The organism is Pseudomonas alkylphenolica, assembly GCF_016009175.1.
GTDB classification, from domain to species: Bacteria; Pseudomonadota; Gammaproteobacteria; order Pseudomonadales; family Pseudomonadaceae; genus Aquipseudomonas; species Aquipseudomonas alkylphenolica_B.
In genome coordinates this window covers 23346-49553 of the sequence record NZ_JADUCM010000013.1, presented here as the reverse complement: position 1 = coordinate 49553, position 26208 = coordinate 23346, and the positions used below count along the sequence as shown (strand labels likewise).

Below are 26208 nucleotides of genomic sequence, written 5' to 3'. Positions count from 1 at the left end.
CCGACATTTAGTTTTTATGCTGAACTGGTTCATCAAAGTTGACGCGTTCGGCCTCAACAACCAGCGGCATATTACGCATTTGGGTATGCACCGAGCCGAGGTATTCCCCAAGCATCCCGAGAAACAGTATCTGCACCGAACTAAAGAAGAATAGCGAGATCAGCAGGGGAGCGACGCCGAGCTGGAAGGAGTTCCAGAACACCAGTTTTGCCACGAGGAAGCCAAAGGCGATCAGCAGGCTGAGCATCGCCAGCAGCCCGCCGCCCATCACCATCAGGCGTAGCGGCACCTTGGAGTGATTGGTAATGCCCAGCATGGCAATATCGTAAAGGGTGTAAAAGTTATTTTTGGTAATACCGCGTTGACGCCGTGGCTGCTTGAAGGGAACCGTGGCAATCGGGAAACCGATTTCGCACAGCAGGCCGCGGAAGTAAGGATAGGGATCGTCGATCTTCCTGAGAATCTCCAGCACAACCCGGTCGAACAACCCGGCGCCGGTGGCGTTTTTTACCAGAGGCACTTCCGATATGCGAGTAATGAAGCGGTAGTAGGCCTTTCTGACGAGGAACATCAGGGCTGACTCTTCGCTCTCGGGTTTGACCGCGAGGACGGTCTTGAACCCTTCTTCCCATTTTTTGATGAACTCTTCAATCATTTCTGGCGGATCTTGAAGGTCGGAGGCAATCAAGACGCACGCATCGCCTTTGGCCTGGAGCAAGGCGTAATAAGGCGAGCGGATATGCCCAAAGTTGCGGGCGTTGAGAATGAGCTTGACCCGAGAGTCTTGCGCCGCCAGGCCACGCAGTTTTTCGATGCTGCCGTCGGTCGAACAGTTATCGATAAAAATATGTTCGTAGTCATAGTCGAGACGCGACATGACATCGACGATGCGCTGGTAGAGCTCATCGATGTTGGCTTCTTCGTTGTAGCAGGGCGTCACGATGCTTATAAGCTTACGCATAATTAAAAACGAACCTGTTATTAATAAAAAAAGAAAGTAGTGCCATGGGCAATATCAGCGCGATGCCGGCGAGGTAAGGATCTACACCAAACGTTTTCAGTCCGGCGATGCCCGCAACGTTGGCGCAATAGACAATGCCATACCCGGCAACGAATCTAAAAATCAGCTTGTTGTTCCGGGAGCCAAAAACCAGAGCGCCCGTGCTCTTGAAATTGAATGCAATACCCAGCAGTGTGGCCAGGAACAACGCCGCGCTGTAGTGCAGGCCGAGGTAGAGAAAAGCAGCAAAACAGCCATAGCCGAACGCTGCGTTCATCAAGCCGACCAACAAAAATCTGACAAGCTTCACCTTCAATAGCGTGTGCAGCATCGAAGAGACCTTTTATTGTATTGGGTTCAAGTACCGTTTGATTTCACTCACTATGCCGCTGGACGATGTGTTGCCGGGGGCATAGCCAAAAAGGCGCTCGGCCTTGCGGTTCAGCGAGTAATAATTGGCCTTTGGACCCGTTGCGTTAACTTTCGCCTGGTCACCCACGATGGTGTATTTCAGGCCAAACTCGTCGTGGAGCGCCGATAGCAAGTCGAACTTGTTGACAGGTGCCAGTGTGTAGCAGTCGACGACATCGTTGACGGCGGGTGCTTGCAGGATCTTGTCTATCAACTGCAGGAAGTCAGCGGGTACCAGATAGTCCCTGATCATGTCGTCTGGTGATACTTCGAGTACCGTACCGGACTGCAACGCGCGAAGGATGTCACTAAGGAAGAATCGTGCACCGGTTGCCTGGCGATGGCTGAAGTAACTGAATACCCTGACGTCGACAATGGCCGAACCAGGCAACGTCCGATGACGGCACTCTGCCAGGAGTTTTGCCGTGCCATACCAGTCCTGTGGCTGTGACGCATTGATGGCAAAGGTAGATTTCGAGGCTTCGGTAATGGGCGTTTCGAAATTACTCCCATAGGCTGCACCGCTGCTCAGGTAGATATACTTGCAGTCCGGTTTGTGCTCCAGGTACGACAAGGCGAGCTTGTCGTACTGCTCGGTGACGGAAAATATCGCCTCGCCCATCTGGATGGCGCGTGCCGGATCGCCCACACCGACAAAATTGATGATTGCATCAAAGTGGAGGGTGCAATCGAAGCTGGCATAGTCCAGTACCGGAAAGGACTTTTGCTCGGCAATCGCCTGAATGCCGGCGTCTAGCCTGCCGGGTTCCCTCATGAACAGGGAGCAGTGGTATGCAGTGTGTTCGGCGATGCTGGCAACCAGGTCTTTCGCGATATGGCTGGTTGCCCCCAGCAATGCAATTTTCATTGGTTCAGGTCCAGCAGTGGCGACTGCTCGTGGATCGGACGACCGAACTCCAGTCGTGGTCGGCATTCCCGCGCATCGGGCATGAGCACCTCGATGAGCATCGGCTTGCCGTCTTTGAGGAACTCGTCGACTGCTGCCTTGAACTGGCGCAGGTCGCTTGTGCTGCGTGATGCAACGCCATAGGCAGTGCCAATCGCCTGGAACTGCGAGGTATAGCCATTCCAGTAGGTCGAGGAGTTACGCCCTTCGAAATACATCTCCTGAAAACCGCGGACCATACCGAGTGAGTGGTTGTTCATCACGATGGTCAGGATTGGCAGCTGATCCCGGGCGATGATGTCCAGCTCTTGAATGTTGAGCTGTGCGCCACCGTCACCGGTGATGACAATGACCGGCTTGTTGCCGGCGTAGCACACCCCGACGGCTGCCGGGATGGCAAAGCCCATGGTGCCCAGGCCGCCAGAATGGTGCATGGATTGTTCCGCGCCCAACCGCAGGGTGTGCGCTGCCCACATCTGGTTATTGCCGACGTCGGCCACGTAGTCGAGTGCTCGCGTACTGCAAAGCTCGTTCAGCGTGCTCATCAGGTCGAAAGGGCTGACGCCCCAACCTGCGTATTCATCAACGAATGTCTGTTCGAAAATCTGCGCAAGCTGTTTGCGCCAGGCTGCAGGTGCCGGGCTCAGTTGTTGCGCATGCTCGATAAAATCGGAAAACACCGGGGCCAGCTCGGTAGTGAAGGCGTGCTGGGTGGTGACGCGATTGTTCAGTTGCGCAGGATCCAGATCGAACTGGACGATTTCTGCGTGTGGTGCAAATGATTCTGGTTTGGCGCCGGTCTGCCGGACGTCCATCCGGCTGCCAAACACCAGTAGCAGGTCGCAATGCTGTACAGCGTAATTTGCTGCGCGGGTGCCATAGGCCCCAAGCATGCCGAGGTAGTTGTCGCCAGCAGTGAGCTTCTCTGCCCCTTTCAGGCTTGCAACGTGAGGAATCCCCAGTTGCTCGACCCATGCTAGCCACTGGGAAAAACCAGGGGTGTTGACCGCGCCGCCGCCAATCAGGAATACCGGCTTTTGGGCCTTTTCCAGCAATGCCCAAATGTTGCTGAATTCGTCGTGTTGCTGTGCTGCAGGTACTGTTTTGCCCGCCCAGCCACTCAGCAGTTCGGCGACGACGGTATCGTCGATTTCGGCGCGCTGGATGTCCATGGGGATATCCAGGAGTACAGGCCCCGGGCGTCCTTCCCGGGCAATGGCAATCGCTTTCAGGAGGCAGGGGATCAGCTCATCGACATGTGTTACCTGGTAGGCATACTTGGTGATGCTGCTGACCAGGGCAACACTGTCGAGCTCCTGGAAGCCTTGCTGGCGAATCGGCCTGTCGCCTTTGAGTTCATACGTATTGACCTGGCCGGTCAGGAACAGGCACGGGTGGCTGTCCAGCCAGCAGTCAGCGATTCCGGTGATCAGGTTGGTGGCGCCCGGTCCGCTGGTACCCAGTGCCACCCCCATGATCTTGTGATGTGTCGCACGTGCGACAGCAGATGCAGCAAAGGCAGCGCCTTGCTCATGGTGCATGGATACCAACTTGGTTTTACCGAGCAAGTTAATGCTGTCCACCAGATGGGTAATCATTCCACCGATGAGCTCAAAACCATACAGGACGTTTGTGTCTGCAAGTACTTTTGCTACTGCATCTGAAGCTTTCATAAGTTAGAAACCGATCCCGAAGAACTCTTCCAGTTTTTCACCGACGTAGTCAAAGTGCTCTTGGCCCAGCGAAGGCTGAACGCCCAGCCAGAAGGTCTGGTTCATGGTCCGGTCAGTGTTGGTCAGCTCGCCAACGACGCGGTACTCCACATTGTGGAAGTACGGCTGACGGATCAGGTTGCCGGCAAACAGCAGGCGGGTACCAATCTTGTTTTGATCCAGGAACTTGAGCAGATCGACACGCTTGACTCCGGCACTCTCTTTCAGGGTTACCGGGAAACCAAACCAGGACGGGTCGCTGTTGGGGGTGGCTTCGGCGATTTCCAGGAAGTCGTTCAGGCTGGACAGACGCTCTTTGAGCAGCTTGAAATTGCGCTTGCGGGTTTCGATGAACTCTGGCGCGCGGTCGAGTTGCGCAAGTCCGCAGGCGGCCTGCATGTCGGTGATCTTCAGGTTGTAGCCCAAGTGGGCATACACGTACTTGTGATCGTAACCTTGTGGCAAGCTGCCGAATTGCTGGCCGAAGCGATTGCCGCAGGTATCATCGCAACCCGGTGCGCAGTAGCAGTCACGCCCCCAGTCACGGAACGATTCGGCAATCAGCTTCAGCTGGGCATTGTTGGTGAACACTGCACCGCCTTCACCCATGGTGATGTGGTGAGCGGGGTAGAAACTCAAGGTGGCGATGTCACCAAAGGTGCCGACCAGCTTGCCGTCATAGGTCGCACCGAGTGCGTCGCAGCAATCTTCGACCAGCCAGAGGTTGTACTTTTCACACAGCGCTTTGACTTTACCCAGGTTGAATGGGTTGCCAAGGGTGTGGGCGAGCATGATCGCCTTGGTCTTGGGGGTGATGGCTGCTTCAATCAGCTCAGGGTCAATGTTGTGGGTGGCCATGTCGACATCGACAAAGACCGGGATCGCCCCGAACTGAACGATAGGGTTGACGGTGGTGGGGAAGCCTGCCGCCACACCAATGACTTCGTCGCCTTTCTTGATGGCGCGGTCGCCCAGCTTGGGCGAGGTTAGCGTGCTGAACGCCACCAGGTTGGCCGAGGAGCCGGAGTTGACGGTGATGAGGTATTTGACGCCAAGAAACTCCGCCAGCTTCTTTTCGAACTCAGCATTGAAACGGCCGGTAGTCAGCCAGCCATCAAGGGATGCTTCAACCATCAGTTGCAGTTCGCGCGCGCCAATCACCTTGCCCGAAGGTGGAATGACAGTCTCGCCGCCTACAAAAGGTTTGGCTGCCAGGGCAGTCTGAGCGTAACGCTCGACGAGCTGGCTGATTTCCTGGCGGAGCATATCGGGGGTCATAGTATTTCCTGCTTAAAGCTTTTGGTTGTTTAGGCGTCAGCAGCCATGGCTGCCATATAGCTGTTGATTTCTTCCACGCAATGGGCGTGCATATCCTCGCCTCGCAACCAGGCGTGATGCCAGGTGACGATTCGGGTCAGTGTGGTTTCCAGGTTCCAGGTCGGCTCCCACTTCAGGTGGGATCGGGCTTTGGAGATATCGAGCTTCAGGTAGCGCGCCTCGTGGGGCTGCGGGTCGTTATCCAGTTGCCAGCTCGCGCCGGCGCCCCAGGCCTTGACCATATGGTCGAGTATCCATTCGACTGGGCGCGCGTCTTCATCCCGAGGACCGAAGTTCCAGCCTTGCGCAAAGGTGTTGCCCTGCTCCCACAGGTGCTGGGCGAGGACAAGGTAACCGCTGAGCGGCTCGAGGGCATGCTGCCAGGGGCGCGTCGCTTTCGGGTTGCGAACGACTACCGGCTCCCCTTTTTCAACGGCGCGCAGAATGTCGGGAACAAGGCGGTCTTCGGCCCAGTCACCGCCACCGATCACATTGCCGGCACGGGCCGAGGCCAGTGCTGCCGCGCCATCAACGTTGAAGAAGGAATTGCGGTAGGCGGAAGTGATCAGCTCTACACAACCCTTGCTGTTGCTGTAAGGATCGTGACCACCCATGGGCTCGTTTTCACGATAGCCCCATTCCCATTCCTGGTTTTCGTAGCACTTGTCTGTCGTGACATTGACGATTGCGCGCAGGCTTGGGCATTGGCGTGCAGCCTCCAGCACATGGACAGTGCCCATGACATTGGTGGCATAGGTCTCGACCGGCTCGCGGTAAGACAACCTGACCAGAGGCTGAGCGGCCATGTGGATCAGAATGTCCGGATCAAAAGCCGTCATGCTCTCGGTAATGGCGTGCAGGTCGCGAATATCTCCGATCTGCGAAGTCATGGCGTCTTCAACGCGCGCCTGCTCAAAGAGCGATGGCGTTGTCGGAGGTGCCAGTGCGAACCCTTTGACGTGCGCGCCCATGCCTTGCAGCCACAGGGACAGCCAGCTGCCCTTGAACCCGGTATGGCCTGTGACGAATACCTTCTTTCCTTTCCAGAAGGCAGCTGAAACAGTCGCTTTCATATTAATCCCAGGTTTTCCAAGGTGCCTTGCCATTGAGCCACAGTTTTTCCAGCAGGTTTTTATCGTGCAGGGTGTCCATTGGCTGCCAGAATCCAGGGTGTTCGTGAGCCATCAGCTGGCCGGCTGCTGCCAGACCCATCAATGGCTCTTGTTCCCAAACGGTGCTGTCGTCGGTCAGGTATTCGAGTACCTGAGGGGACAAAACAAAGAAGCCGCCGTTAATCATGGCGCCGTCGCCTTTGGGCTTTTCCTTGAAGTTGAGAACCTGGCCTTGCTTGATGTCCAGTGCGCCAAAGCGTCCAGGGGGGTAGGTAGCAGTGAGTGTCGCAGCTTTGCCATGGCGCTTGTGGAAGGCAATAGTGGCACCAATGTCCATGTCGCCCACGCCGTCACCGTAGGTGAAGCAGAAGGCTTCTTCATTCCGGACATAATCTGCCACGCGGCGCAGGCGGCCGCCGGTCATCGACGAGTCGCCGGTGTCAACCAGGGTGACATTCCAGTCTTCGGCGCGCTTGTCGTGAACTTTCATGGTGTTTTCACGCATGTTGAAAGTTACATCCGACGTGTGCAGGAAGTAGTTAGCGAAGTATTCTTTGATCAGATAGCCTTTGTAGCCACAGCAGATAATGAAGTCATTGATGCCGTGCGAGGAATACATCTTCATGATGTGCCAGAGGATTGGTTTTCCACCGATCTCTACCATCGGCTTTGGCCGCACACTGGTTTCCTCACTCAGGCGTGTCCCCAAACCGCCTGCCAGAATGACCGCTTTCATGATTACTCCTTATCAATTTGAACTTACAAATGCATCTGAATAAAAGTGTTTGGCAGGCAATCCCGCAGCAGTCAGTACATCGCGAGCGGAATGAATCATGTCTTCCGAACCGCAGGCGTAGACGACCGATCGGGTGAGATCGATGTCATCATTGATCAGTGCCGACTGGACATAACCGGTTCGTCCCGCCCAATGGGTGTCTGCCCGTGACAATACCGGTATGAACGTGGCGTCCAATCCCTGGAGTTGTGGCGTCCAGTAGATGTCGTTGGTTGTACGCCCCCCCCAATAGATGAAGACCCTTTTTCCTGTGGCCATCGAAGGGTTGCCAAGCAACTGCTCGAGCATGGCCTTGACGGGGGCTATGCCGGTACCTGTGGCCAGGAAAATGATGTTGCTAACGTCTTTTTCGCGCAGGCTGAAGGTGCCCAGCGGGCCTTCAAGTCGCAGCAGGTCGTTGGTTTTTGCACGGTCGAACCAGTACGCCGACATCATACCGTTCTCGACTTCACGGATCTGCAGTTCGAGTTTTCCGTCATCACGCTGGGCATTGGCTATGGAATAACTACGACGCAGGCCCGCTTCGCCGATTATGTCGAGATACTGTCCGGGCAGATACGCGAACTTGCTGTTAGGGGGGACCCTGAGGGTGACTTCCACGACATTGTCGGCAAGCTTTTTGATCGTGTCGACACGGCAGGGGAGGGTCTTCACAACAATGTCGCCGAGTGCACCGATGTCTTCGGCATCGATCTCCACATCGGTCACGGCGCGACGGCAGCACGTCAGGATCAGGCCCTCTGCGCACTCGTCGGGAGTCAGCGAGGTTTCGTCCTTGAGCGTTTCTGTTTCACCGGAGAGCACTTTGGTCTTGCAAACCCCACAGCGCCCGGTCCTGCAGCTGTACTCGAGGGTGATGCCAGCTTGTCTGGCACTGTCGAGCATTGATATGCCAGCCTCGGAACTGAAGGTTTTCCCGTTGTGAAGTTTTACTGAAGCCATAGTGGTTACCGGATTTTAATATTCTATACGGGCAGCAAATGTTGCCGTCACCTCGCTCCAGATCTGTAGATTCCAAGGCTATAAAAAGACCGCGGCCTAATGTAGACGAGGAACAGCATGGGGCAAGACGACGCGTGAACAGGCAGTTGGCACGAAAAAAACAGCGAAGCGTTGAAGCGTGCTTTTGCTGTTGGTCGTGTTCACCGTGACGCTGGGCACAGGGCAGGAGTTGCTAAGTGACGCAATAGGGGTGACGGGCGAAGACTGCCCGTGGTGACCCGATAGGCGTGCAACCAGAGGGCTACTGGCTAGGCAATAGCGCTTTGGCGGCATCTCTGGTGTTGCTTTTTGCGCTCGTTCAACAACGGGGCAAAAGACTACTGCTGCAGGAGCAGCCCCCAGAGTCTCTTGATGACATCCATTATCCATGCTCAAAGCTCACATCCATGTCGGGTTAGAAGTAGCGCCGCCAGAGAAATGAGCATTACGCCTTCAAGGGGCGGGAGGATATCCTAGATCCCGGTTTTGCGCATCACTTGTCGCAGCCCCGGGAGGGCTGATGGCGTGAACGGTCGTCCAGGTTGTGTAGGGTCAGTGTTGGGAGTCACTTATGCCCACTGTTGCGTTTAACCGGTGGTCATTATGGATCGAAAGTGAGTGTGCTTTATTCCTTCGCCAGCAATGCGCGTCTGAAGTAGGAGTGTGTTGAAAATACTGCGATTTGATTGTAATGCAGGTCTTGTTGCGAGTGCCCTCTACATAACTTATGTATGGGAATCTAGAAGGTGAGTTCGTGGAACTAAGTTTGTAAGAGTTTTCTTTGGTCTAGGTTTTTACGAGAAGCGAAAGGTGGGCCTTTGACTGATTCAGTAATGATTCCTTCTGGTTAAGTCGTTTGAACTCTTTCTCCTGCCGTTCTACGGTTCAACGGCAGCCAAGGAAAAGCTGCCTTTGCAATCACCGAAGGAGTCTTCACCATGCGCAACACCGTCCTGTCCTACCTGTTACTCCCGTTGTTCGCCAGCGCATCCTTTACGCTAAGCGCAGCACCCGCCAGCCAACCAGCAACACCCCCGGTAGCTATCGTTGCTGCGCAACAGCCCACCGCGCAACTGGACCTCAATACGGCTGACGCGCTCACCTTGCAGACCGCCCTGGCCGGCATCGGCAAAACCAAGGCTGAATCCATCGTCGCCTACCGCGAAGCGCATGGTGCGTTCGCGTCCGTGGACGAGCTGTTGGAGATCAAAGGCATCGGCAAGGCGTTGCTTGATCGCAACCGCGACAAGCTCACTGTGAACTAGTGCTGCACCGGGCCGGTCGATGACCGGCCTTCCTCGCGGTTTTCAATGCGTATTTCACCGATCCTGCGCATCCTTGGCATCCATCTCCGCATTGCGCTCATGCACACGCTTTAGCTGCTCCTCTGTCAACGGCAGTTTCTTGGCCGTATCGCGCAGCAACATCAGGCCGCCGACAATCGAGCCGAGCGCTATCACCAGTATCAACCAGGCATACCAAGGCATGGACTTCTCCTTTGAGCGGCGAATGGCGCTGCTTCTAGAATTTGGATCGAACAGATCCTTCATTGGTTCAAAGTATAGGAACTGGCTACTACAAGAGCCAATTCACGATCATCGGGCCCCCACGGGCCGTCGCTTCGTTTACAATGCGCGCCGTTCAAGACTTGCCAAGAGACCAGCCCATGTCCGCCTGCCAGACGCCCATCATCGTCGCCCTGGATTTCCCTACCCGTGACGCCGCCCTGAAGCTGGCCGATCAGCTCGATCCCGCCCTGTGCCGGGTCAAGGTCGGCAAGGAGCTGTTCACCAGCAGCGCATCGGGCATTGTCGAAACCCTGGTAGAGAAGGGCTTCGAGGTGTTCCTCGACCTGAAATTCCATGACATCCCCAACACCACTGCCATGGCGGTAAAAGCCGCTGCGGAAATGGGTGTGTGGATGGTCAATGTGCACTGCTCCGGTGGCCTGCGCATGATGTCCGCCTGCCGTGAGGTGCTGGCCAAGCGCAGCGGCCCGCAGCCACTGCTGATCGGTGTGACCGTGCTGACCAGCATGGAGCGTGAAGACCTCGCCGGTATCGGCCTGGATATCGAGCCGCAAGAGCAGGTGCTGCGTCTGGCTGCACTGGCCGAGAAGGCCGGTATGGACGGCCTGGTGTGTTCTGCGCTGGAGGCGCCGGCACTGAAGTCGGCGCATCCTTCGCTGCAACTGGTAACTCCTGGTATCCGCCCTGCAGGCAGCGCCCAGGATGACCAGCGCCGAATCCTGACGCCGCGCCAGGCACTGGACGCAGGCTCCGACTACCTGGTGATCGGTCGCCCGATCAGCCAGGCGGCCGACCCTGCCCAGGCACTGGCGGCAGTGGTTGCCGAGATCAGGGCTTAAGCACCAGCTTGCCGAAGTTTTCCCCGCTGAACAGCTTCAACAGCGTCTCGGGGAAGGTTTCCAGCCCCTCGACCACATCTTCCTTGCTCTGCACTTTGCCGGTTGCCAGCCAGCCGGCAATTTCCTGTGCTGCCTTGCCATAGTTGGCGGCATGGTCCATCACCACGAAGCCTTCCATTCGCGCGCGGTTCACCAGCAATGACAGATAGTTGGCCGGGCCTTTGACTGCCTGCTTGTTGTTGTACTGGCTGATGGCGCCACAGATCACTACCCGCGCCTTGAAGTTCAGGCGGCTGAGCACGGCATCGAGGATGTCGCCACCGACGTTGTCGAAGTAGACGTCCACACCTTTCGGGCATTCACGTTTCAGGCCTTCAAGCACGTCTTCGGCCTTGTAGTCGATGACGCCGTCAAAGCCCAGTTCGTCTTTCAGGTACCGGCACTTTTCTGTTCCGCCGGCGATACCTACCACCCGGCATCCTTTGATTTTGGCGATCTGCCCGGCAATGCTGCCCACCGCGCCCGCAGCACCGGAGATCACCACTGTCTCACCGGCTTTCGGCGCACCGACTTCAAGCAGCGCGAAGTAGGCAGTCATGCCGGTCATGCCCAGAGCCGACAGGAAGCGCGGTAGCGGTGCGAGTTTCGGGTCGATCTTGTAAAAGCCCTGCGGCTCTCCGAGAAAGTAGTCCTGCACGCCCAAGGGGCCGTTGACGTGATCGCCGACGGCAAAGCCCGCGTGTTTTGAGGCGATCACTTCGCCCACGCCCAAGGCACGCATGACCTGACCGAGCGCGACCGGCGGAATATAGGATTTGCCTTCGTTCATCCAGCCACGCATGGCAGGGTCGAGGGACAGGTAGAGGTTTTTCACCAGTACCTGGCCTTCGCCGGGCTCGCCAACCGGAACTTGTTCAAAGGTGAAGTCGTCTCGGCTGACGGCGCCGATCGGTCGTTTGGCGAGCAGAAAACGGCGGTTGGTCTGGGCGGTCATGGCAGGCTCTCGGATGGAAGACAAAGATTGTTGATAGACCCTCTGCGGCCATCCGGCAAGGTTCTCGGTTGTGGCGAATGCAGTGCAATCGATGACGGTGATCTACTGCCTGGTTGACAATCACCCGCGCCGATAACCCTTCAACCGGCCCCTTGATGATGCTGCCAATCGTTGCGTTCTGCTGCCTAGACTCCAAGGCACAAACCTCACGTTGCTACAGGAGCCCATGATGACGATGACTTTTTCCGGCCAGGTAGCTCTGGTCACTGGCGGTGCGGCGGGTATTGGCCGGGCCACGGCGCTGGCTTTTGCTGCCGAAGGCTTGAAGGTGGTGGTAGCCGACCTGGATGCCGTCGGTGGCGAAGCAACCGCTGCGCTGATTCGCGCCGCCGGTGGCGAGGCGTTGTTCGTTGCCTGCAACGTGACCCGCGAAGCCGAGGTACAGCAACTGCTGGCGACCACGATCGAGGCCTACGGTCGCCTCGATTATGCGTTCAACAATGCGGGTATCGAGATCGAACAGGGACGCCTGGCGGAGGGCAGTGAGGCCGAGTTCGATGCAATCATGGGGGTCAACGTCAAAGGCGTGTGGCTGTGCATGAAGCACCAGTTGCCATTGTTGCTGGCCCAGGGTGGCGGTGCCATCGTCAACACCGCCTCGGTAGCAGGCCTGGGTGCGGCGCCGAAGATGAGCATCTACAGCGCGTCCAAGCATGCGGTAATCGGCCTGACCAAATCAGCCGCCATCGAGTACGCCAAGAAGAAGATTCGCGTCAACGCTGTGTGCCCGGCCGTCATCGATACCGATATGTTTCGACGCGCTTACGAGGCTGACCCGCGCAAGGCCGAGTTTGCTGCAGCGATGCACCCGGTAGGGCGTATCGGCAAGGTTGAAGAGATTGCCAGCGCGGTGCTTTACCTGTGCAGCGACGGCGCGGCGTTCACCACGGGCCAGGCGCTGGCAGTGGATGGCGGCGCCACGGCGATCTGATTCACCAGCGCGACTGCAATGCGCCTTCGAGAAACACGGCACGTCGGTCTTTACGGCCGATCTGCTCGTGCTTGCTGATCTGGTAGCAATGATCGAAGCGTGCGCGGTCGATATCCGGGTATTTCGTCAGCGCTGCCTCGACGAGTTGGTCGTAATGGGCTTCGGTGATGAACCGGTAAATCTCGCGGAAATAGAAAAAGCCGAACTGAAAGCCCAGGGTCTCGGCAAGGTAGGCCGTGGGCCGGCAAAAGCAGTTTTCCAGGTCGATGGCTTTGGCGGCGCCGGGCATGCGGTCAGGGATCATGATATTGGCGGCCCACAAGTCCATGTGGCTGATGCCTTGCTGATGCAGTGAATGCAGTAGCTCAAAGGCGCTGGTAATCAAGGTTTCGACCTGCTCGGGCCTGGCGTTGACCCACTCCCAGCCGTCGGTGTGACCGGTCAGCAAGCCGGTGATGATGAAGAAGTCCTCCATCAGGCCAAAGCGATCTTTGGAATAACCGAAGCCTACCAGCGGCGCGACCCGCGCACCGCGTTTGTGGGCTTCTGCGGTGTTGACCAGTTCCTCAACCACCCAGTCGTTCAAGTCCGGGCGTTTGGCGCCGCCAAACGCGACGCGCAGTTTTTTGCGCAACGAGTCCAGCGGTTGGCGTTTGGTAAACAGGGCGGTATGCGTGCAATCCAGCGGTGCGCTGACACGTTTGCTCGTGCCTTTCTGTTCCATCAGGCGTTGCAGGGCCCGGGTGGTGGGGCAGGCCGGAGGCGTCTTGAAGTGTAAGGTGGCTCTGCGGTGGTTGAGCGTATAAGAAAACTCTTTGACCAAATCCTTGCATCCACCCGTCACCGCACACATCCCTATGTCAAAATGCCATCGTCAAAATAATATTAACGCCGATTAACAAATTTTAACATTTATTTCACAATTTATTCATATTTGACCCTGTGCTCGGGGTGAAGAGGCAGCCGTTTGCAACGATGGAGGTGCCGCGCAATACACGAACCAGCCAGCAAACAGCCAAGCATCAGGCCGGTTCCAAATACCAGCAGCGCGATGCGTGGTCCCAGGCTGTCAGCCAGCAGTCCGGTGAAAATCACCGGCAGGCTGAAGCCCAGGTAGGCGAGGAGAAAAAAGCCGGCGCTGGCGCGCGCTTTCTCGGTACCCGCCAGCGCAGTGACGGCCGACAGTCCCCCCAGGTAGATGAACCCGTAGCAGGCACTGCTGGCTGCCACGGCACCAAGCAGTACGGCAAACAATTGACCACGATCGGCGCCCCAGGCGAGCAGCGCATAACTGCAGGGCAGTACGATCAAGCCAAGCAAGGTTGACCGCGCTGGCGCCATGCGCCGGGCCAGTGGCTGAAACAGCAATCCGCAGCTGATGACGCAAAAGGTTGAGAAGCCCGACCAGTTGGCCAGGCCATGCTGTTTGAGGATCGACGGCAACAAGGCAATCACCAGGCCGACGCAGGCCCAGGCCAGCAAGATCGCCATGCCATACACCAGGCTGCCAGTCGGGTAACACGGCAGGCGTAGCCATGGGCTTTGTGTATTGCCCCGCGGATCGGGCAGTTTCCAGACGGCCAGCAGCGCCAGGCAGGCCAACACCAGGTGCAGGTAGAAACTGCCAGGTGTCAGGGTTGATTCCCGCAACAGGTACAGACTGGTAATCGCCGCGCCCAGGCCAAAGCCCAGGGAGGTGCTGGCGGTCACCCAGGTAGCGGCGTGTCGGCTTTCGCCCTCCTGCATCAGTTCGCTCATGTAGGCGGTCCCGGTTGCGGAGGCCAATGCCGTACCGACTCCCAGTAACAGGCGTGCCACACCAAGGGTTTCCAGGCCCGGCGCAACCAGCATCAGTGTGGTAGCCAGCATCGACAGGGCCAGGGCGACGATGATCAGCGGTCGCCGCCCGACGCGATCCGCCAGGCCGCCCAGCAGTAACAGCACCGGTACCACGCCTGCCACGTAGGCAGAAAACGCCACCGCCGTGGCGGCGATGCCTTTGCCGGACAGTTCGGCGTAGGCGGTGTACAGGGGCGCCTGCAGGTTGACCGCAAAGGTAATCAGGCACAGCGCGAAGGCCAGTCGGGCAGGGGAACGCTGAAGCGTCATGGAGGCATCCTTTTGAATGCCGTGACTATCAGGCGATCCCTCATGGCTCACAATGCACACTGCTTCGGGATTTGTGATTAACTGTTCGTACAAAATTCGCGAACACTTTGGCCATGAATCTGACGCTCGACCGCCAATCCACTACGCCGCTGGTGCAACAGTTGGTGGAGCAATTGCAGGCCTGGATCGAACACCGGCGCTTGCGTCCAGGCAGCCGCCTGCCTTCGATCCGCCAGCTGGCAGAGGAGCAGGATGTCAGTCGCTCGTGTGTGATCGAAGCTTACGACCGGCTGGTCGCCGCGGGTGTGCTGGAAGCGCGGCATGGCGCTGGCTTCTTCGTCGCCGAGCAACGCTTCAGCGAGCCGCTGCAGGACCTGCCTGTTCGCGATGAGTCCTTTGACAACCGCTGGCAACAGTTCGCTGACGACCAGAGCGACTTGCTCAATCTCTGTTGCGGCTGGGTACCTTCCAGTTGGCGCCCCAGCGAGGCTATTGCCCAGGCGGTGCGTCAGGTCAGTCGCGGGCCGGTACAGGACCTGATCGACTACAGCCCGCCCCTGGGGCTGGCCAGCTTGCGCAGCCAGTTGTACAAGGCGCTGGGGCAGATTGGCATCCAGGTCAGCCCGCAACAGATTCTCACCACCCAGGGCGCCAGCCATGCCCTCGATCTGCTGGTGCGCGCACTGCTCAAACCGGGCGACAAGGTGCTGGTGGAAAGCCCCGGGTACTACAACCTGTATAACCTGCTGCGCCAGCATGGCGTCGAGATGGTGCAGGTACCGCGTACTGCCAGCGGGCCCGACCTGGATGTACTCGAGGCGATGCTCAGGCAGCATCGGCCGCGCTGCCTGTACATCAACAGCCTGTACCACAACCCTACGGGCAGCAGCCTTACCCCCAAGGTCGCTTATCGTTTGCTTGAGCTTGCCCGTGAATATGACGTGCAGATCATCGAAGACGATATCTATGCCGACTTCCAGGACGGTGCGGTCACACGTCTGGCAACGCTGGATGCCGAGCAGCGGGTGATTTACCTCGCGAGCTTTTCGAAAACCCTGAGCAGCTCGTTGCGCATCGGTTACCTGGTGGCAGCGCCTGCTCTGGTTGCACGCCTGGCCGAGCTGAAGATGGTCACCGGGCTGGGTAATTCGCGCTTTACCGAGCAGGTGGTCGCACAGTTGCTGGCGACGGGGGCATACCGCAAGAGTGTCGCACGCTTGCGCCCGCGCCTGGCGCAACACATGGCCAAGGCGCTGGGGCAGCTGGAGGCTGGCGGGTGGCAGGTGTTTACCGAGCCTTACGGGGGCATGTTCGTTTGGGCACGTTGCCCCGGTTGGGATTTTGCTTCGCTCAATCGTCAGGCACTGGCCTGCTCGGTGCTGTTGGCACCGGGCAGCGCATTTGATCCACAGGGCCGCGAAAGTGACTGGTTACGCATCAATGTCGCCTATGCCCAGGACCAGCGGGCCCAGGCATTTTTCCAGCGTACGCGGCGAGCCTCAGGCCTTGCGCCAGTTGAGGATCATCAGGGTTAGCACCCCGGCGACAATTCCCCAGAACGCCGAGCCGATCGAGAACAGCGTGAAGCCTGAGGCAGTGACCATGAAAGTGATCAACGCCGCTTCCCGTTCTCTGGATTCACTCATGGCGACGGTCAGGCCGTTCATGATCGAGCCGAACAGGGCCAGGGCGGCAATCGACAGCACCAGTTCTTTGGGCAGTGCCGCGAAGAGCGCGGCCAGGGTGGCGCCAAAGACGCCGGCGATGCCGTAGAAAATCCCGCACCAGACCGCCGCCGTATAACGCTTGTTCGGGTCTTCATGGGCATGTGGCCCGGTGCAGATGGCCGCGCTGATTGCCGCCAGGTTGATACCGTGCGAGCCAAAGGGTGCCAGTACCAGCGAGGCCAGACCGGTTACCGAGATCAGTGGTGAAGCTGGCACCTGGTAGCCATCGGCGCGCAGCACGGCAACACCCGGCATGTTCTGCGAGGTCATGGCCACGACGAACAACGGAATGCCGATGCTGATGGTCGCGGCCAGGGAAAAGCTCGGCGTGGTCCATACCGGCGTTGCCACCTCCAGGCTGAAGCCACTGAAGTCCAGCAGGCCCATGGCGCCGGACAGGGCGGTGCCCACCAGCAAAGCGGCGAGCACCGCATAACGTGGTGACAGGCGTTTGATGATCAGGTAGCTGAAGAACATGCCCAGCACCAGTGCCGTGCGGTGCTGGGCGGCGATGAAAATCTCGCTGCCGATCTTGAACAGAATGCCTGCCAGCAGGGCGGACGCAAGGGAGGCGGGAATGCGTTTGACCAGGCGTTCGAAGCTGCCGGTCATCCCGCAGATCACCACCAGCACGGCGCAGGTAATGTAGGCGCCAATGGCCTCGCCGTAGCTGACACCGCCAAGGCTGGTGATCAGCAGGGCGGCACCTGGCGTCGACCAGGCCACCGTCACCGGTGTGCGATAACGAAGCGACAGACCGATGCTGCACACTGCCATGCCAATCGACAGCGCCCAGATCCACGATGAAATCTGCGCAGTGGTCAGGCCGGCTGCCTGGCCAGCCTGAAACATCAGTACCAGCGAGCTGGTGTAGCCGGTGAGCATGGCAATGAAGCCTGCGACCACGGCAGAGGGCGAAGAGTCGGCCAAAGGGCGCAAGTGCGCGGACGTGGCGTCGGGCATGGGTCAATCCTTGTTCTAGGTGTAAGCAGTTTTTTCAGACTAACGCGCAGGACCTTAATTCATGCCATACAGCAGGCATTGCATTTAGCCGTACAGTCGCCAACTATGAGTGCAGGCAGGTTTGCGTCATTGAACGGGGAGGGGAGATGTACAAGGTTTACGGTGATTACCAGTCGGGCAACTGCTACAAGGTCAAGCTGATGCTGCATCTGCTGGACCTGCCATACGAGTGGCAGTCGGTGGATATCCTCAACGGCGAGACAGAAACCCCGGAATTTCTGGCCATGAACCCCAACGGCAAAGTGCCGGTGCTGGCGCTTGAAGATGGCACGTACCTGTGGGAGTCCAACGCGATTCTCAACTTCCTCGCCGATGGCAGCGCGTTTCTGCCCACCGAACCACGGTTGCGCACCCAGGTGCTGCAGTGGCAGTTTTTCGAGCAATACAGCCATGAGCCGTACATCGCTGTGGCGCGCTTCATCCAGTTTTACCTGGGGCTGCCGCAAGAGCGCCTGGAGGAATACAAAACCCTGCACAAGGGCGGCTACAAAGCCCTGAAGGTTATGGAAAAGCAGTTGCAGCTAACCCCGTATCTGGTGGGGGACAGCTACTCGATCGCCGACGTCGCCTTGTACGCCTACACCCATGTCGCCCATCAGGGCGGCTTTGACCTGGAAGCGTACCCGGCAATCCAGGCATGGCTGGAACGCGTTGCCAGCCACCCCCGTCATGTGACCATGACCGGTTGAGCGATCAGGCGGCAAAACGCTTGTTGAGGTAGTCGATGATCACCTTGGACTCGTACATCCAGGTGGTCTTGCCGTCTTCGTCGATGCGCAGGCACGGCACTTTGATTTTGCCGCCCTCGTTGAGCAGGGTCTGGCGGTCCTGATCGTTGTTCTTCGCGTCGCGCAAGGCCACCGGCACGTTAAGGCGGTGCAGGGTGCGGCGGGTTTTCACGCAGAACGGGCAGGCATGGAACTGATACAGGCTCAGGCCCTTGGCCTGTTGTTCGACCTTGGCCTGGGCGGCGGGGTCGCGCTTGAGCTTGGCCGGGCGGCTGATCCAGTCACCGAAAACAATCAATTGGCCCAGGCCCACACGCAGTGCTTTGACGATCATGGCAACTCCTCGGAATAAAAAAGCCGACCACGAGAGGTCGGCTTGCAGGCGGGCCTGATTACTTGATCAGGCTGAGAAACTCGCTGCGGGTGGCGGAATTTTCGCGGAACTCGCCGAGCATCACCGACGTGATCATGGTGGAGTTCTGCTTTTCGACGCCGCGCATCATCATGCACATGTGCTTGGCTTCGATGACCACCGCGACGCCCAGGGCGCCGGTGACCTTCTGGATCGCCTCGGCAACCTGACGGCTGAGGTTCTCCTGGATCTGCAGGCGACGTGCGTACATGTCGACGATCCGTGCAACCTTGGACAGGCCCAGGACCTTGCCATCGGGAATGTAGGCGACGTGGGCCTTGCCGATGAATGGCAGCATGTGGTGCTCGCACAGCGAGTACAGCTCGATGTCCTTGACCAGGACCATTTCGCTGTTATCGGAGCTGAACAGTGCGCCGTTGGTCACTTCTTCCAGGGTTTGTTCATAACCGCGGCAAAGGTACTGCATGGCCTTCGCAGCCCGCTTGGGCGTGTCGAGCAGGCCCTCGCGGGAGACGTCCTCGCCAATCTGGCCGAGGATAGCGGTGTAGTTCTGTTCCAGGGACATGGATCTACCTGTGGGGAATTATCGCAAACGCGAAGGGTACGGCGGCTGTGGCGGCGCTGCAAGCGCGGCGTTACTCGTCGCGGCCTTCGAGCATGGTTCGTTTGAGCATCACGTACACCGCCCCGGTGCCGCCGTGACGGGCCTGGCACGAGGTAAACCCCAGTACTTGCGGGTGTTGGCGCAGCCAGGTGTTGACGTGGCTCTTGATCATTGGCTTCTTGCCGTCCAGGCGTACCGCCTTGCCATGGGTAACCCGCACGCAACGTACTTCGAAGCGGGTGGCCTCGGCGAGGAAGGCCCACAGCGTTTCGCGGGCTTTTTCCACATTCATGCCGTGCAGGTCGAGGCTGCCTTCGAAACCGATCTGGCCGAGCTTGAGCTTGCGCATCTGGCTTTCCTGGACGCCGTCACGGCTCCAGTGCAGGTCGTCTTCCGGGCCAACATCGATGACAAACTGGTCCGACAGGCCATCGACCACGGTCTGGTCGCTACGCACGGTGGCGGCCTGGCGCAGGCTTGCCAGCTTCTTGCGGTCGGCTTTGGGTTTGCCAACTTCGGCGCGATCATGCGTGATCGGCTTGACGCCGCGCATCTCGCTTTTGAACAGGGAAAAATCGTCGTCTTGCATGTAAGCCTCCGCCTGGGCGGCGTAGTTTACGCGACTCCCCCGCAGGTTGCAGTCAATCGTGTTTTTTCATCAGGTGCGGCGAAAGGTTCAACTCGCGGCTGCGGCGCAGGCGCAAACGGCTGCGACGCCAGAACCAGATGCCCAGGTACAGCAATAGCAAGCCGACAACGATTATGACCACTGCACCTGCCCGATTGGCATTGAGCTCAGCCAATGCCTCGGGGTTGCCCAGCAGGCTGGCGGCGCCGGCCATGGCCAGCAGCACGCCCAGGGTTGCCAGCAGCGCCGAGAAGGCTGCCGCCAGGCGCGCGCCCCAATTGCGTGGCTCACGCTGGCGCAAGCGTTTGGCATCGAAACCATCGGACAACTTCATGCCGATTTCCTCTATGGATATCCGGTTTAAGACCGAAAACCCGCAAGGTGGTTCCGCCAGCCCGTCGGATGGTCCGTCAGATCAGGCTGCTGGTCGGCGCCACACATGCAAAGTTGTCAGCCATGATTGCCATTTCACTCTGCTGGATCTGAGCTGCAGGAATCACCCCGTCCTTGAACGGCAGGTCACGGGTGGCGCAGGCATCCTCGATCAGGGTGCAACGGTAACCATAGTCCTTGGCCCGGCGTACGGTGGTACTTACGCTCGAATGGCTCATGAAACCGCAGACAATCAGGTCCAGGTGACCATATTTCTGCAGGGTTTCGTGCAAGGTGGTGTTCTTGAAGGCATTGGGCATGCGCTTTTCGATGATCACCTCATCGCCCTGGGGCTCAAGCCCGGGAATGAACTCGCCGCGTGGCCCCTGGGGGTCGAACATGCCACCCACGGTACCCAGGTGGCGCACGTGGATGATCGGCCGGCCGGCCTTGCGGGCCGCGTCGAGCATTTTCGCGATGTTCTTGACCGCTTCGTCCATGCCTGACAACGCCAGTGGACCGCTGAGGTACTCTTTTTGCGCGTCGATAATGACCAGACTGGCGTTGTTCAGCTTGGCCGGTGGATAACCACGACCGCTGAGGTGGAACATCGTCATTGGAACAGACATCAAGGGCTCCTTTGGAGGGGGCTTTTCACCTATTCTCCCCTGCCTGAGCACTTATGTGAATCGCTTCGCGTACAAGCGGCGTGGTTAGTGGCCTGCAGCCATGTCGGCAAAATGCTTACACGGCGTTTTCGCCGACCTTTTCTCGAATCGGGCTGTTAGAATTACGCCTCGTCTTTCAAGGAGTCTGTTGTGATCACTTCTCGCCTGCGCACCCTGCGCGATCATATCCGTTGGGCTGTCAGCCGTTTCCACGAACATGGCCTGTTTTTCGGACACGGTGCCGACAACGCCTGGGATGAAGCACGATTGCTGGTACTGGGTTCGGTCCACCTGCCGTGGGAAGTCGCCGACAGCTACCTGGATTGCCAGCTGGAAGACGACGAACTGGTGCACCTGCAGCGCCTGCTCAAGCGCCGCATCGAAGACCGCGTGCCAACGGCCTACCTGCTGGGTGAGGCGTGGTTTTGTGGCCTGGCCTTCATCGTCGACGAGCGCGTACTGATTCCGCGTTCCCCCATCGGTGAGCTGATCGAAAAACGGTTTGAGCCGTGGCTGGCCGCTGAGCCGGCGCGCATTCTCGACCTGTGCACCGGCTCGGGCTGCATCGGCATTGTCAGTGCCGAAGTGTTCCCGGAGGCCGAAGTGGTGCTGGCCGACCTGTCGTTCGAAGCACTGGAAGTGGCTAACCAGAATATCGAGCGCCATGGCCTGGAAGAGCGCGTGTACACCGTGCAGGGCGACGGTTTTGACGGTTTGCCTGGCCAGCGCTTTGACCTGATCCTGTCCAACCCACCGTATGTCGATGCCGAAGATTTCGCCGATATGCCGGATGAATACCACCATGAACCGGAGCTGGGCCTGGCCTGTGGCAACGACGGCCTGGACCTGGTGCGGCGCATGCTGGCCGAAGCGGCAGATCACCTGACCGAGAAGGGCCTGCTGATCGTTGAAGTCGGCAACAGCCAGGTACACGTCGAAGCGCTGTACCCGGAAGTGGACTTTGCCTGGCTTGAATTCGAGCGTGGCGGGCACGGCGTGTTCATGCTCACCGCCGAGCAGTGCCGTCAGCACCAGGCGCTGTTTGCTTCGAAGGTGTAACGCTCAGCGCCGGGCCGCGTAGCGGCCTGGTCTGATTCAGCTGGATCGCCACCGCCTTAGCGGTGCGTGGCGATCCAGATCAGCAAGCCGGCCTGGAACACGGCGAAGGCCACCAGGCAGGTGATGGTGAAGCGCAAGCCGCTGTCTTCGCGGCGATACTTGCTCACGCGTTCATCGCGCTCGCGCAACTGCGCTTCTTTTTCCTGCAGGTTCTGCTCAGCCTGCTGGAGCATCTGCGCGGCATCGAGAATCTCAACGCGCTGCAGTTTGTCGGTGCTCCAACCGGCCTTGAGTTCACCGACCTGCACCTCGACGTAACGCCCCTTGAGGTGTTGCGCATCGGCATATTCGACTTCCAGGCCATGGCTGTGCAGCACATGATCGCGGCGCAGGCGGGTGTCTTCGTTGAGGGCGTCCTTGTTGGCCAGGGCAGCGCCTTCGACTCGGTAGTGCGACCATTTGCGCTGGGCCCAGCCCACGGCCTGCGCCAGCATGAAGCGGCCGATGCCGCGGTTCAGCGGCTCGATCTGCAGACCGCTGTCGGGGCCGATGTGTACGCGCTTTTCCTGGTGGTCGACCCAGATATCCAGATGATTCTGCTCTTTGCGTACTTTTTGCCCCGGCAGCTGGATGGCCATGCGCAACAGGCTGGTGTCCTTGCTGTGACGCTCGGCGTAGCCGTACTGGACGAAGCGCAGTGGTCGTGCGCCACTGTTGCGGTCGGTAGGCAGCGGCGCCAGGCGCAGCATCTGGAAGTGTTCCGGCGCTACGTCGGCCCAGGGCAGTGGAGCCGGTTCCGGCGCGGCTTCTGGGGTTTCGGGGGCGTCCTGGTGGGCGGCTTCAGTCATCACGGCAATCCTCTTGTGCACAGCAAGCTGGACACAATCACGATGCCAGCACCGGCTTATCGGCAGAATCGTCCGGGACTGGAGGCCGAATGTACGCGAAATTCGTTCAAGCGGCGGGAAGCCTGTGGATAAAGTCGACCACGCGCTCACCCAGTTCACTGGCTTGCGGCAATTTCGGGTTCAGGTAGCTCTCGCGCTGCTGGTTGGCAGCGGTCGGGGCAATGCGCAGCATGTGGTTCATGCCTTGGATCAGCGCGAGTTCGGCATCGGGTTTGGCCGCCTTGAGCCGTTCGGCGTTGCTGACGTCGACCTGGATGTCATGGGTGCCCTGAATGATCAGCGCCGGAACTTTTATCTTTGCAAAGGCTGCGGCCGGATCCTGGCGCAACAAGGAAATCAGGTACGGCTGTACCGACGGACGAAACGCGTCCTGCAAGGGGCGAGGGATATCGGTTGCGGGGCGACCGGCCTTGAGCGTGTCGAGTATTTGCGTGACCTGCTGGTTGTAGCGGCTGGGTAACTGGCCTGCCAGTTGTGCGCGAAACACCTCATCGATCGGCCGGCCCGTCCCCGCCACGCTGATGACCGCGCTGGCGCCACTGGAAGGGGCCGCGAGGCTGGCGATCAGGGCGCCCTCGCTGTGCCCGAGCAAAATCAGCGGGCCGAAGCGCGGGTCAGCAGAGAGCTGTTGGCTCCAGGCCACGACATCGGCGACATAACGCTCGACGCTGAGGTTGCGCTCGTTGGGCGTTGCTGCCCGACTGGCGGCCACGCCGCGCTTGTCGTAGCGCACGCTGGCGATGCGGTTTTTTGCCAGCACCAGAGCCAGTTGCCTGAGGTTGTCAGTGTGAGCGCCGTCGGGGTTATTGCCGTTGCGGTCGGTGGGGCCGGAGCCGGGGATGATCAACACCACCGGCGGCGGTTGTTCGGTGCGCGGCAACAGCAGGCTGCCGTAGAGCACACCGCTCCCGGTATCGAGGCTGATCGGGCGTTGGAGCACCGTGGGGGCAGCGGCCTGGGCCAGGCTGCTGAACAGCAGGACGATTACCGCGAGAACGCGCAACATCATGAGGCCACTATCGAGGAGATGGCAGTTTGACCGGTGCTCAAGCAGAAGGTTCGCTGTCAGGGATGAACTGATTGGTTAGCCTGCGTATACTGGCGGCCTTGTTCAAATCAGGCTGATTCGCGGAGCGTCCTGCATGTCCGGCAATACCTACGGCAAGCTGTTCACTGTCACCACCGCTGGCGAAAGCCATGGTCCGGCGTTGGTCGCCATTGTCGACGGCTGTCCGCCGGGCCTGGAGATTTCCCTGGCCGACCTGCAGCACGATCTCGACCGGCGCAAGCCAGGCACCAGCCGGCACACTACCCAGCGTCAGGAAGCCGACGAAGTCGAAATTCTCTCGGGCGTATTCGAAGGGCGCACCACCGGCTGTGCCATTGGCCTGCTGATCCGCAATACCGACCAGAAGTCCAAGGACTACTCGGCGATCAAGGATCTGTTCCGCCCGGCGCATGCCGACTACACCTACCACCACAAGTACGGTGAGCGTGACTACCGTGGCGGTGGCCGCAGCTCGGCGCGTGAAACTGCCATGCGCGTAGCCGCAGGTGCCATTGCCAAGAAATACCTGGCCAGCCAGGGCATTCGCATTCGTGGCTACATGAGCCAGCTGGGGCCGATCGAAATTCCGTTCAAGACCTGGGAGTCGGTGGAGCAGAACGCATTCTTCAGCCCTGATCCGGACAAAGTGCCGGAGCTTGAGGCGTACATGGACCAGCTGCGCCGTGACCAGGATTCGGTCGGGGCAAAAATCACCGTGGTCGCCGAGGGCGTGATGCCGGGGCTGGGGGAGCCGATTTTCGATCGCCTCGATGCCGAACTGGCCCATGCGCTGATGAGCATCAATGCCGTCAAGGGTGTGGAGATCGGCGCAGGGTTTGCCAGCGTCGCCCAGCGCGGTACCGAGCATCGTGACGAAATGACCCCGGAAGGTTTCCTCAGCAACAACGCCGGTGGCATTCTCGGCGGGATTTCCTCTGGCCAACCGATCGTTGCCCACCTGGCGTTGAAGCCGACCTCCAGTATCACCACCCCCGGCCGCTCGATCGATGTCGATGGCAACCCGGTCGAAGTGATCACCAAGGGCCGTCACGACCCGTGCGTGGGCATCCGTGCCACGCCGATCGCCGAGGCGATGATGGCCATCGTGCTGATGGACCACCTGCTGCGCCACCGCGGCCAGAATGCCGATGTACGGGTGAACACGCCGGTGCTGGGCCAGCTGTAATGCCCGCATTCGGCCCCTGTGCCGCGGCGTGTTGAGCCGTGGCACCGATTCCCTATTGGCGGTTGTCCAGCTTCTACCTGTTCTATTTCGCCTTGCTCGGTGCTACAGCGCCTTTCCTGGCGCTGTATTTTCATCACTTGGGGTTCTCCAGCGCACGCATCGGTGAGCTGGTCGCCATCCCTATGCTGATGCGCTGCATCGCACCCAATGTGTGGGGCTGGCTCGGTGACCGCAGTGGTCAGCGCTTGTTGATCGTGCGGGTGGGGGCGATGGCCACCCTGGCGAGCTTTTCGCTGATTTTCTTCGATAAGAGCTACGCCTGGCTCGCGTTGGTCATGGCCCTGCATGCCTTCTTCTGGCACGCGGTACTGCCGCAGTTCGAGGTCATCACCCTGGCGCACCTGCAAGGGCAGACGGCTCGCTACAGCCAGATCCGCTTGTGGGGTTCCATCGGTTTCATTCTCACCGTTGTCGGCCTGGGCCGCCTGTTTGATGCCTTGAGCCTGGACGTTTATCCACAGGCGCTGGTGATTATCCTGGCGGGTATCGTGCTGGCCAGCTTCTGGGTGCCCAATGCCCAGCCACCGGGGTTGAACGAGCGCAGTCCGGGCGGTTTTCTCAAGCAGCTGGCGAGCCCGGGGGTGGCGGCGTTCTATGTCTGCGTCGCGTTGATGCAGCTCAGTCACGGGCCGTATTACACCTTCCTGACCTTGCACCTGGAACAGCTGGGCTACAGCCGCGGCACCATCGGTCTGCTCTGGGCCCTGGGGGTGATTGCCGAGGTGTTGATGTTCCTGGGCATGAGCCGGATCCTGGCGCGCTTCACGCTGCGCCGGGTGCTGATGGCCAGTTTTATCCTGGCGGCGCTGCGCTGGTTGCTGCTGGGTAATTTTGCCGAGCATGTGGGCGTGCTGTTGTTCGCGCAGGTGCTGCATGCGGCCACCTTTGGCAGCTTTCATGCGGCCTCCATCGCCTTTGTACAATGCAGTTTCGCTGCCCGTCAGCAGGGGCAGGGGCAAGCCCTGTACGCTGCATTGGCGGGTACCGGCGGCGCGCTCGGCGCCCTGTATTCCGGTTACAGCTGGAACCTGCTGGGCGCCGCTACCACCTTTAGTATTGCCAGCGTCGCAGCCATGGCTGCAGCCGTTATCATTGCCACCCGAATGAAAGATGCCCAGTTATAGGA

At 59.2% G+C, this 26208-nt stretch carries 28 protein-coding genes; 8 read left to right on the top strand and 20 right to left on the bottom strand.

What is annotated here, in order from left to right; all coding sequences use genetic code 11:
- Window positions 1-7: 7 nt before the first annotated feature.
- Genes I5S59_RS13535 through I5S59_RS13500 form a run of 8 tightly spaced genes read right to left on the bottom strand, consistent with a single transcriptional unit; the run spans window position 8 to window position 8197 of the window.
- Complete coding sequence (locus tag I5S59_RS13535; protein ID WP_197877060.1) at window positions 8-961, bottom strand: glycosyltransferase family 2 protein; 954 nt, start codon at window positions 959-961, stop codon at window positions 8-10.
- A complete protein-coding gene (locus I5S59_RS13530) occupies window positions 954-1331 on the bottom strand; it encodes a GtrA family protein (protein WP_197877059.1) in 378 nt (125 codons plus the stop codon). The genes I5S59_RS13535 and I5S59_RS13530 overlap by 8 nt, the downstream gene beginning before the upstream one ends.
- A gap of 12 nt (window positions 1332-1343) precedes the next feature.
- Complete coding sequence (locus I5S59_RS13525) at window positions 1344-2279, bottom strand: NAD-dependent epimerase/dehydratase family protein (RefSeq protein WP_197877058.1); 936 nt, start codon at window positions 2277-2279, stop codon at window positions 1344-1346.
- Window positions 2276-3991 (bottom strand): thiamine pyrophosphate-binding protein, encoded by a 1716-nt coding sequence (locus I5S59_RS13520; RefSeq protein ID WP_197877057.1) that lies wholly within the window; start codon window positions 3989-3991, stop codon window positions 2276-2278. Before I5S59_RS13520 ends, I5S59_RS13525 begins: the two co-directional genes overlap by 4 nt.
- Before the next feature lie 3 nt (window positions 3992-3994).
- Complete coding sequence (rfbH, locus tag I5S59_RS13515) at window positions 3995-5308, bottom strand: lipopolysaccharide biosynthesis protein RfbH (protein ID WP_128325920.1); 1314 nt, start codon at window positions 5306-5308, stop codon at window positions 3995-3997.
- A gap of 29 nt (window positions 5309-5337) precedes the next feature.
- Window positions 5338-6420: a CDP-glucose 4,6-dehydratase gene (rfbG, locus tag I5S59_RS13510; RefSeq protein ID WP_197877056.1), complete on the bottom strand. Its 1083-nt coding sequence runs from the start codon at window positions 6418-6420 to the stop codon at window positions 5338-5340.
- Window position 6421: 1 nt separating this feature from the next.
- Window positions 6422-7195, bottom strand: coding sequence for a glucose-1-phosphate cytidylyltransferase (gene rfbF, locus I5S59_RS13505; protein WP_197877055.1), 774 nt, complete (start codon window positions 7193-7195; stop codon window positions 6422-6424).
- A 12-nt stretch (window positions 7196-7207) separates the two neighbouring features.
- The gene (locus I5S59_RS13500) at window positions 7208-8197 is read right to left on the bottom strand and encodes an FAD-binding oxidoreductase (RefSeq protein ID WP_197877054.1); all 990 of its coding nucleotides are present in this window, start codon (window positions 8195-8197) and stop codon (window positions 7208-7210) included.
- Window positions 8198-9174: 977 nt separating this feature from the next.
- On the opposite strand from I5S59_RS13500, the gene I5S59_RS13495 reads away from it, so the two are divergent.
- Window positions 9175-9501, top strand: coding sequence for a ComEA family DNA-binding protein (locus I5S59_RS13495; protein ID WP_197877053.1), 327 nt, complete (start codon window positions 9175-9177; stop codon window positions 9499-9501).
- Between the two features lie 54 nt (window positions 9502-9555).
- Here I5S59_RS13495 and I5S59_RS13490 read toward each other — a convergent pair whose 3' ends face one another.
- Entirely contained in the window at window positions 9556-9723 is a 168-nt protein-coding gene (locus tag I5S59_RS13490) for a DUF2897 family protein (RefSeq protein WP_128325924.1), read from the bottom strand.
- Between the two features lie 179 nt (window positions 9724-9902).
- Between I5S59_RS13490 and pyrF the strand changes: the two genes are divergently transcribed.
- The gene (gene pyrF / locus I5S59_RS13485) at window positions 9903-10604 is read left to right on the top strand and encodes an orotidine-5'-phosphate decarboxylase (RefSeq protein ID WP_197877052.1); all 702 of its coding nucleotides are present in this window, start codon (window positions 9903-9905) and stop codon (window positions 10602-10604) included.
- Here pyrF and I5S59_RS13480 read toward each other — a convergent pair.
- Complete coding sequence (locus I5S59_RS13480) at window positions 10594-11598, bottom strand: NADP-dependent oxidoreductase (RefSeq protein ID WP_197877051.1); 1005 nt, start codon at window positions 11596-11598, stop codon at window positions 10594-10596. The genes pyrF and I5S59_RS13480 overlap by 11 nt on opposite strands.
- A gap of 229 nt (window positions 11599-11827) precedes the next feature.
- Between I5S59_RS13480 and I5S59_RS13475 the strand changes: the two genes are divergently transcribed.
- Complete coding sequence (locus I5S59_RS13475; protein WP_197877050.1) at window positions 11828-12589, top strand: SDR family oxidoreductase; 762 nt, start codon at window positions 11828-11830, stop codon at window positions 12587-12589.
- Between the two features lies 1 nt (window position 12590).
- Here the strand turns inward: I5S59_RS13475 and I5S59_RS13470 are convergent, their stop codons facing one another.
- Both I5S59_RS13470 and I5S59_RS13465 read right to left on the bottom strand, forming a co-directional pair.
- On the bottom strand, window positions 12591-13313 hold the full coding sequence (locus I5S59_RS13470; protein ID WP_232239733.1) for a lipopolysaccharide kinase InaA family protein: 723 nt from the start codon (window positions 13311-13313) through the stop codon (window positions 12591-12593).
- A gap of 200 nt (window positions 13314-13513) precedes the next feature.
- The gene (locus I5S59_RS13465) at window positions 13514-14698 is read right to left on the bottom strand and encodes an MFS transporter (protein ID WP_197877048.1); all 1185 of its coding nucleotides are present in this window, start codon (window positions 14696-14698) and stop codon (window positions 13514-13516) included.
- Window positions 14699-14811: 113 nt separating this feature from the next.
- On the opposite strand from I5S59_RS13465, the gene I5S59_RS13460 reads away from it, so the two are divergent.
- Window positions 14812-16233, top strand: coding sequence for a PLP-dependent aminotransferase family protein (locus tag I5S59_RS13460; protein WP_197877047.1), 1422 nt, complete (start codon window positions 14812-14814; stop codon window positions 16231-16233).
- On the opposite strand, the gene I5S59_RS13455 is transcribed toward I5S59_RS13460, so the two are convergent.
- On the bottom strand, window positions 16198-17388 hold the full coding sequence (locus tag I5S59_RS13455; protein WP_197877046.1) for a benzoate/H(+) symporter BenE family transporter: 1191 nt from the start codon (window positions 17386-17388) through the stop codon (window positions 16198-16200). The two genes, I5S59_RS13460 and I5S59_RS13455, sit on opposite strands and share 36 nt — an antisense overlap.
- Window positions 17389-17534: 146 nt before the next feature.
- On the opposite strand from I5S59_RS13455, the gene I5S59_RS13450 reads away from it, so the two are divergent.
- A complete protein-coding gene (locus I5S59_RS13450) occupies window positions 17535-18137 on the top strand; it encodes a glutathione S-transferase family protein (protein ID WP_197877045.1) in 603 nt (200 codons plus the stop codon).
- Between the two features lie 4 nt (window positions 18138-18141).
- Here the strand turns inward: I5S59_RS13450 and I5S59_RS13445 are convergent, their stop codons facing one another.
- From I5S59_RS13445 to I5S59_RS13425, 5 genes are all read right to left on the bottom strand, one after another.
- The gene (locus I5S59_RS13445; protein WP_197877044.1) at window positions 18142-18510 is read right to left on the bottom strand and encodes a glutathione S-transferase N-terminal domain-containing protein; all 369 of its coding nucleotides are present in this window, start codon (window positions 18508-18510) and stop codon (window positions 18142-18144) included.
- A gap of 58 nt (window positions 18511-18568) precedes the next feature.
- Window positions 18569-19114 (bottom strand): GTP cyclohydrolase I FolE, encoded by a 546-nt coding sequence (folE, locus tag I5S59_RS13440; protein WP_197877043.1) that lies wholly within the window; start codon window positions 19112-19114, stop codon window positions 18569-18571.
- A 70-nt stretch (window positions 19115-19184) separates the two neighbouring features.
- Window positions 19185-19742 carry a Smr/MutS family protein gene (locus I5S59_RS13435; RefSeq protein WP_128325934.1) on the bottom strand — a complete coding sequence of 186 codons (558 nt, stop codon included), beginning with the start codon at window positions 19740-19742 and terminating at the stop codon, window positions 19185-19187.
- Window positions 19743-19794: 52 nt separating this feature from the next.
- A complete protein-coding gene (locus tag I5S59_RS13430) occupies window positions 19795-20115 on the bottom strand; it encodes a hypothetical protein (RefSeq protein WP_197877042.1) in 321 nt (106 codons plus the stop codon).
- Window positions 20116-20191: 76 nt separating this feature from the next.
- Entirely contained in the window at window positions 20192-20782 is a 591-nt protein-coding gene (locus I5S59_RS13425) for a cysteine hydrolase family protein (protein WP_128325936.1), read from the bottom strand.
- Between the two features lie 189 nt (window positions 20783-20971).
- On the opposite strand from I5S59_RS13425, the gene prmB reads away from it, so the two are divergent.
- Window positions 20972-21880, top strand: coding sequence for a 50S ribosomal protein L3 N(5)-glutamine methyltransferase (gene prmB, locus I5S59_RS13420; protein ID WP_128325937.1), 909 nt, complete (start codon window positions 20972-20974; stop codon window positions 21878-21880).
- Between the two features lie 56 nt (window positions 21881-21936).
- Here prmB and I5S59_RS13415 read toward each other — a convergent pair whose 3' ends face one another.
- Window positions 21937-22728 (bottom strand): hypothetical protein, encoded by a 792-nt coding sequence (locus tag I5S59_RS13415; protein ID WP_197877041.1) that lies wholly within the window; start codon window positions 22726-22728, stop codon window positions 21937-21939.
- A gap of 106 nt (window positions 22729-22834) precedes the next feature.
- A complete protein-coding gene (locus tag I5S59_RS13410; RefSeq protein ID WP_197877040.1) occupies window positions 22835-23797 on the bottom strand; it encodes an alpha/beta hydrolase in 963 nt (320 codons plus the stop codon).
- A 133-nt stretch (window positions 23798-23930) separates the two neighbouring features.
- On the opposite strand from I5S59_RS13410, the gene aroC reads away from it, so the two are divergent.
- Window positions 23931-25022 carry a chorismate synthase gene (gene aroC, locus I5S59_RS13405; protein ID WP_128325940.1) on the top strand — a complete coding sequence of 364 codons (1092 nt, stop codon included), beginning with the start codon at window positions 23931-23933 and terminating at the stop codon, window positions 25020-25022.
- A gap of 38 nt (window positions 25023-25060) precedes the next feature.
- Window positions 25061-26206: an MFS transporter gene (locus I5S59_RS13400; RefSeq protein ID WP_197877039.1), complete on the top strand. Its 1146-nt coding sequence runs from the start codon at window positions 25061-25063 to the stop codon at window positions 26204-26206.
- Window positions 26207-26208: the final 2 nt, after the last annotated feature.